The following is a 6473-nucleotide window of genomic DNA, read 5'->3' on the forward strand; positions in this document are numbered from 1 at the left end:
TGCGCGTTTCAAGCGTGCCGTGGTTGATACAGATCAGACGTGTGTTCAGCCAAGCCTAGCTGGCCCGCGCAAAAGAGCCTGCAATCAGGTGTGATCAATCCAGATCAGCGAGGCGAAGCGGCCAGTGCGCGCGGCACGCCTGTAGGAAAAGAAGCGCGGATCGGTGAAGGTATCCAGCCCGCCGCCGTACACGGCAGAGATACCTTGGGCTGCCAGTCGTAACCGGGCGAGCGCGTAGATGTCGGCCATGAAACGATCAGGATTCGAACTGGCGACAAACGCAGCGACTGTCTGCGGGTGGCTGGCGGTAAAGGCCTCGCGCACCTCGGGGCCGACTTCGAAAGACGGCTGGCCTATGGCCGGACCCAGCCAGACCATGATGTCTTCAGGAGCGCACTGAAAACTGTCGGCGGTGGCTTCCAGCACACCGGCCGCCAGTCCGCGCCATCCGGCATGCGCGGCAGCCACACGCGTACCGTCGCGACGACAGAACAGCGCGGGCAGGCAGTCGGCGGTCATGATGGTGCAGGCCACGCCTGGCGTGCTCGTCCAGCTGGCATCGGCCTCGACGACACGGGATGGATCGGCAGGTACAACGTCTACGCCATGCACCTGCTTCAACCAGGCGGGCTGAGCCTTGAGACTGGAGGTCAGGCGCTGGCGATTGGTCGCCACGGCCTGCGGGCTGTCATCGACGTGATCGCCCAGATTGAGGCTGTCGAACGGGGCCAGACTGACCCCGCCCGAGCGGGTGGTGACGCACGACTTGATCTGAGCTGGCGCAGGCCAGTCAGGTATCAGCCAGTCATTCACCCGATGAACGCCTCGCGATCCTGCTTGAGCAGCGACAGCAACCAGACGAAATCATCCGGCAGTGGCGACTCCCAGCTCATGCGCTTACCGGTGGTCGGATGATCCAGCTCCAGAAAGCGGGCATGCAACGCCTGCCGCGGGAAGGTCTTGAGCGAATCGACCATGGTCAGGCTGGCCGCTGGCGGAATACGGAAACGACCGCCATAGGCAGGGTCGCCGACCAACGGATAGTTGATATGCGCCATGTGCACGCGAATCTGGTGGGTACGCCCGGTTTCCAGCTTGACCCGTACATGGGTGTGCGAACGGAAGCGCTCCAGCACGCGGTAATGACTGACCGCCTGCTTGCCGCCTTCCATCACGGCCATGCGCTGGCGCTGCTGGCCGTGACGGCCGATCGGTGCGTCGATCTTGCCGCCTGCGGTCACCACGCCAATCACGATGCACTCGTAGATACGACTGACACTGCGACTCTGCAACTGGGTAACCAGTTGGGTCTGTGCCTGAATGGTCTTGGCGACCACCATCAGACCAGTGGTGTCCTTGTCCAGACGATGCACGATGCCGGCGCGCGGAACATTGATGATGTCCGGCACATGGTGCAGCAAGGCATTGAGCAGCGTGCCGTCGGCATGACCGGCAGCCGGATGCACCACCAGACCCGCAGGCTTGTTGATGACGAGGATCTGGTCGTCTTCATAGATGATGTCGAGCTCGATGTCCTGAGCAACCCATTCACCCTGGGCCTCCTGCTCGGCAATCAGCTCGAGAACAGCGCCACCATGCACGATGTCGCGGGGGCGCAATACGCCTCCGTCCACAGTCAGGCGGCCGTCCTTGATCCAGGCGGAAAGGCGCGAGCGCGAGTGCTCAGCGAATAATTGTGCGGCGACTTGATCGAGGCGTTGACCGCCCAATTCGGACGGCACCTCTGCGCGGAGTTCTATATTTTCGGACATGACCAGACTAGGTGGCGGCTAGCCTTTGGTTTCGGCAGCGCGCTTGTGGTTAAATACGGCGTCTTTTGTCCCGCCGGTATCGCGGGGCGCTCATCATAACAGGACGGCCCCGCCCAAGACAGCAGGCCGTTATAGGGACGCAAGCCGCCATGCAAGTGAAACACCTGCTGCTGATCGCCATCCTCGCATTGACTGCGGCCTGTTCGTCGAAGGAAGTCATCGACGAAAACCTCAGCGAAGTCGAGCTGTACCAGCAGGCGCAGGCCGACCTGGGAAATAACAGCTATAACAGTGCCACGGAGAAACTCAAGGCACTGGAATCACGCTATCCGTTCGGTCGCTACGCTGATCAGGCCCAGCTCGAGTTGATCTACTCGAACTACAAGAACGGTGAACCCGAAGCAGCCAAATCCGCTGCCGAGCGTTTCATCCGTCTGCATCCGCAACACCCGAACGTCGATTACGCGTATTACATGAAGGGCCTGACCTCCTTCGATCAGGACGTCGGCCTGCTGGCGCGCTTCCTGCCGCTGGACCAGACCAAACGTGACCCGGGCGCTGCCCGCGACTCGTTCAACGAGTTCGCTCAGCTGACCAGCCGCTTCCCGAACAGCCGCTATTCGCCGGATGCCAAGCAGCGCATGATCTACCTGCGCAACCTGCTGGCCTCCTACGAAATTCACGTAGCCGACTACTACCTGACCCGTCAGGCCTATGTCGCCGCCGCCAACCGTGGCCGCTATGTCGTGGAAAACTTCCAGGAGACGCCATCGGTAGGTGACGGTCTGGCCGTTATGGTCGAGTCCTATCAGCGTCTGCACCTCGACGATCTGGCAGCCACCAGCCTTGAAGTGCTCAAAACCAATTACCCGAACCACCCGCAATTGGCTGACGGCAAGTTCACCCCGCGTCAGGCCGAAGCCGACAACCGCTCGTGGCTGTCGAAAGCGACCCTTGGTCTGATCGACGGTAGCGCACCGCTGCCACCGGGCCAGACCCGTGCCGATCAGGACATCAAGAAGCAGTATCAGGACGCCAAGGACGCCATTCCGAAAGAGCTGTTGCCGGAAAATCAGGCAGAGCTGGACGAGCAGGCGGAAAAAGACGCCGAAGCGAAAGGCACCAAGAGCCGTTCGTGGTTCAGCTACATGACCCTGGGTCTGTTCGACTGATCTTCACGGCATTAAGAAAGAGGCCTTCGGGCCTCTTTTTTTATGCAGCACATTTATGCGCCGCAGCCACTGTGCGCCTGACTGTACCTTGGCTACACTGCGCCATCGTCAATCACTAAGCTGGTAGTCATGGTTCGCTTACTCATGTGGGCCGCGTTGATCGCGGCGGTGATCTGGTTCGTCAAGCGCCTGATCAATCCCCCCAAGCCGAAGTCCCGTGCCGAGCCGCCTGAAATAGCGGCCACCCCAATGGTGCGCTGCGCACACTGTGGCGTTCATCTCCCTCAGGATCGCGCGCTGAGCCAGGCACAGCAATGGTATTGCAGCGAGGCACACCGCCTGGAAGGCCCTGCGGCACGTGACCGCTGACACGCCCTCGCTTGCCAGCCCACAGGCGCAAAGGATTCTGCGGCTTTACCACCTTTATCGGCTAACCATCGGCGTGGTACTGGTCCTGCTGATTTCCAGCAGTCTGGAAACCGAACTGTTGCAACTGGCCAATCCAAACCTGTTCCGCTCGGGTTGCTGGCTGTATCTGGTGTTCAACATTCTGGTCGTCGTGCTGCTGGAGCGTCCCAGCCGTCAGGCGCAGCTTTTCAGTCTGGCAATGACTGACGCAATCATGCTCTCTGCGCTGTTCTACGCGGCGGGTGGCCCTTCCAGCGGCATCGGCAATCTGTTGATTGCTTCCGTAGCAATCAGCAATGTATTGCTGCGGGGCCGTATCGGTTTGCTGATCGCCGCCGTTTCTGCCATCGGCATTATCTACCTGACGTTCTATATCAGCTTCGGTACACCGTCGGTTTCCAACGACTACGTGCAGGCCGGCTCTCTGGGTGCCCTGTGCTTCGCCGCCGCACTGCTGGTGCAGGCGCTGACAGCGCGCATGCAGGTCAGCGAAGTGCTGGCCGAACAGCGTGCAGCGGATGTCGACAGCCTTGAAGAACTCAACGCGCTGATCCTGCAACGCATGCGTACCGGCATTCTGGTACTGGATGCCAACCGTCAGGTGCTGCTGGCCAATCAAGGTGCCCTTACCCTACTGGGCCACGAGCGACTGGTCGGCCAGGTTATCGACGCTTACTCGCCGCAGTTGGTGGAACGCCTGCGCCAGTGGCTCGTCAACCCGATCATGGTGCCGCGCAGCGTCACGACTTCACCCATCGGGCCGGTGCTGCAACCGAGCTTTGCCGCGCTCAATCGTGGCGATCAGCGCCAGACGCTGATCTTTCTTGAAGACCTGTCGCAAATTGCTCATCAGGCGCAGCAGCTCAAGCTCGCCGCGCTGGGACGCCTGACTGCCGGGATTGCCCACGAGATACGCAACCCGCTGGGCGCAGTCAGCCATGCCGCACAGTTGCTCAACGAGTCGGAAGAACTCAGCGCAGCGGACCGACGACTGGGGCAGATCATTCATGACCAGTCGGGGCGTATTGATCGGGTCATCGAAAATGTTCTGCAACTGTCGCGCAGACGCGAAGCGCAGCCCGAACTGCTGGACCTGAAAACCTGGCTGGAAAACTTTGTTGCCGAGTTTCGCAGCGCCGCCATGGCCGGACAGTCGGTTCATGTCGAAATCAGTCCCGGCACGCTGACAACCCGCATGGATTCAGGGCAACTGACCCAGATCATGACCAACCTGCTACAGAACGGCCTGCGCTACAGCGGCAGAAATCATTCGTCAGCGCAGGTCTGGCTGAAGCTGCATCATGACCAACAAAGCGACTTGCCGATTCTGGAAGTGCAGGACGACGGGCCAGGGGTCAGCGAGCAACATTTGGCCAAGCTGTTCGAGCCGTTTTTCACCACGGAAAGCAAAGGCACCGGTCTTGGTCTATATCTGTCACGCGAGCTGTGCGAAAGCAATCAGGCGCACCTGGAATACGTCCCGCGGCAAGGTGGCGGCAGTTGTCTGCGCATAACCTTCGCCCACCCGTTCAAAACGAGCTGAGCATGAGCCAACGGCAAAAAATCCTGATAGTCGATGACGAGCCGGATATCCGCGAACTGCTGGAGATCACTCTGGGGCGCATGAAACTCGACACCCGATGCGCCCGCAATGTTGCCGAGGCCCACGACTGGCTGGCCCGCGAGCCGTTCGATATGTGCCTGACCGACATGCGTCTGCCCGACGGCAACGGCCTTGAGCTGGTGCAGCATATTCAGCACGGCTACCCCCATGTGCCAGTGGCGATGATCACTGCCCACGGCAACCTGGACACCGCGATTAATGCGCTCAAGGCCGGGGCTTTCGATTTTGTGACCAAGCCGGTTGACCTCGGCAGGCTGCGCGAACTGGTCAATAGTGCGCTGAGCCTGCCTTGCGCCCAGCCAGCCCGCAGCATCGACAGCCGCCTGCTGGGCGACTCGCTGGCGATGCGTACCTTGCGCAACCAGATCGGCAAGCTGGCCCGCAGCCAGGCGCCGATCTACATCAGCGGCGAATCGGGCAGCGGCAAGGAGCTTGTAGCGCGGCTCATCCACGAGCAGGGTCCGCGCATCGATAAACCGTTCATACCGGTGAATTGCGGGGCCATTCCTTCCGAGCTGATGGAGAGTGAATTCTTTGGCCATCGCAAGGGCAGTTTCAGCGGTGCCCACGAAGACAAGCCTGGTCTGTTTCAGGCGGCACATACCGGGACGCTGTTTCTCGACGAGGTGGCCGACCTACCGCTGGCCATGCAGGTAAAGCTGTTGCGAGCCATCCAGGAAAAATCCATCCGCAGCGTAGGCAGCCAGCAAGAACAGATTGTGGACGTACGCATTCTGTGCGCCACGCACAAGAACCTTAATGCAGAGGTTGCGGCAGGCCGTTTCCGTCAGGATCTGTATTACCGGTTGAACGTGATCGAAGTGCGCGTCCCCTCATTGCGCGAACGGCGCGAGGACATCAATCAACTGGCAGCCAGTGTTCTAAAGCGACTTGCTGGCAATGGCACGCAACCGGTGGCGCGCCTGAATGCGCAGGCGCTGGACACGCTGAAGAGCTACCGATTCCCCGGTAACGTGCGCGAACTGGAAAACATGCTGGAGCGCGCCTACACGCTCTGTGAAAACGATGAAATCCACGCCAGCGATCTGCGCCTGGCAGAGTCCGCCAGCCCCCAGGAGCACAGCGGTCCTAGCCTGGCCGACATCGACAACCTTGAAGACTACCTGGAAAGCATCGAGCGCAAGCTCATTCTGCAGGCCCTGGAAGAAACCCGCTGGAACCGTACCGCAGCGGCAGAAAGGCTCAGCTTGTCCTTCAGATCGCTGCGTTACCGGCTGAAGAAACTGGGCCTGGATTGAGCGCTCCGTACGGCACAGCCTGACCGACTATCGTGCGACGCTCCGCATCGGCATGCATTTCTGGACGCTCTGCGTCCTATCCTGAATAAGCGGCGCGGCGCAGATTTGTGACGCAGAGCGTCACGCAAGGCATTCCCACGCTGGAGCGTGAGGAACGATAAGTGTCTGGGCTAGGGCGCAAGGAACGATAATCTCCACTATCGTGCGACGCTCCGCGTCGGCATGCATTTCTGGACGC

Annotated in this window: 6 protein-coding genes; 4 read left to right on the forward strand and 2 right to left on the reverse strand. The window is 60.5% G+C overall.

The window, feature by feature from the left end; translation table 11 throughout:
* Positions 1-84 precede the first annotated feature (84 nt).
* Together pgeF and rluD are read right to left on the reverse strand one after the other, a co-directional pair.
* Positions 85-813 (reverse strand): peptidoglycan editing factor PgeF, encoded by a 729-nt coding sequence (gene pgeF, locus RYC18_RS14095; RefSeq protein WP_016981940.1) that lies wholly within the window; start codon positions 811-813, stop codon positions 85-87.
* The gene (gene rluD, locus RYC18_RS14100) at positions 810-1772 is read right to left on the reverse strand and encodes a 23S rRNA pseudouridine(1911/1915/1917) synthase RluD (RefSeq protein WP_002551999.1); all 963 of its coding nucleotides are present in this window, start codon (positions 1770-1772) and stop codon (positions 810-812) included. Before rluD ends, pgeF begins: the two co-directional genes overlap by 4 nt.
* Before the next feature lie 149 nt (positions 1773-1921).
* Between rluD and RYC18_RS14105 the strand changes: the two genes are divergently transcribed.
* The 4 genes from RYC18_RS14105 (at position 1922) to RYC18_RS14120 (ending at position 6235) form a co-directional block, all read left to right on the forward strand.
* Entirely contained in the window at positions 1922-2944 is a 1023-nt protein-coding gene (locus tag RYC18_RS14105) for an outer membrane protein assembly factor BamD (RefSeq protein ID WP_005733851.1), read from the forward strand.
* A gap of 129 nt (positions 2945-3073) precedes the next feature.
* Positions 3074-3313: a PP0621 family protein gene (locus tag RYC18_RS14110; RefSeq protein ID WP_002551997.1), complete on the forward strand. Its 240-nt coding sequence runs from the start codon at positions 3074-3076 to the stop codon at positions 3311-3313.
* Positions 3303-4895, forward strand: coding sequence for a sensor histidine kinase (locus RYC18_RS14115; protein WP_316886290.1), 1593 nt, complete (start codon positions 3303-3305; stop codon positions 4893-4895). Before RYC18_RS14110 ends, RYC18_RS14115 begins: the two co-directional genes overlap by 11 nt.
* A 2-nt stretch (positions 4896-4897) precedes the next feature.
* The gene (locus RYC18_RS14120; RefSeq protein ID WP_316886291.1) at positions 4898-6235 is read left to right on the forward strand and encodes a sigma-54 dependent transcriptional regulator; all 1338 of its coding nucleotides are present in this window, start codon (positions 4898-4900) and stop codon (positions 6233-6235) included.
* Positions 6236-6473: the final 238 nt, after the last annotated feature.

The organism is Pseudomonas syringae group sp. 247E2 (genome assembly GCF_032587795.1).
Taxonomy (GTDB): Bacteria; Pseudomonadota; Gammaproteobacteria; order Pseudomonadales; family Pseudomonadaceae; genus Aquipseudomonas; species Aquipseudomonas amygdali.

Excerpts from the sequence above, each read along its gene's own strand:
- rluD (WP_002551999.1), bottom strand. The coding sequence starts at position 1,772 with ATGTCCGAAAATATAGAACTCCGCGCAGAGGTGCCGTCCGAATTGGGC.
- RYC18_RS14105 (WP_005733851.1), top strand. The coding sequence starts at position 1,922 with ATGCAAGTGAAACACCTGCTGCTGATCGCCATCCTCGCATTGACTGCG.
- RYC18_RS14110 (WP_002551997.1), top strand. The coding sequence starts at position 3,074 with ATGGTTCGCTTACTCATGTGGGCCGCGTTGATCGCGGCGGTGATCTGG.
- RYC18_RS14120 (WP_316886291.1), top strand. The coding sequence starts at position 4,898 with ATGAGCCAACGGCAAAAAATCCTGATAGTCGATGACGAGCCGGATATC.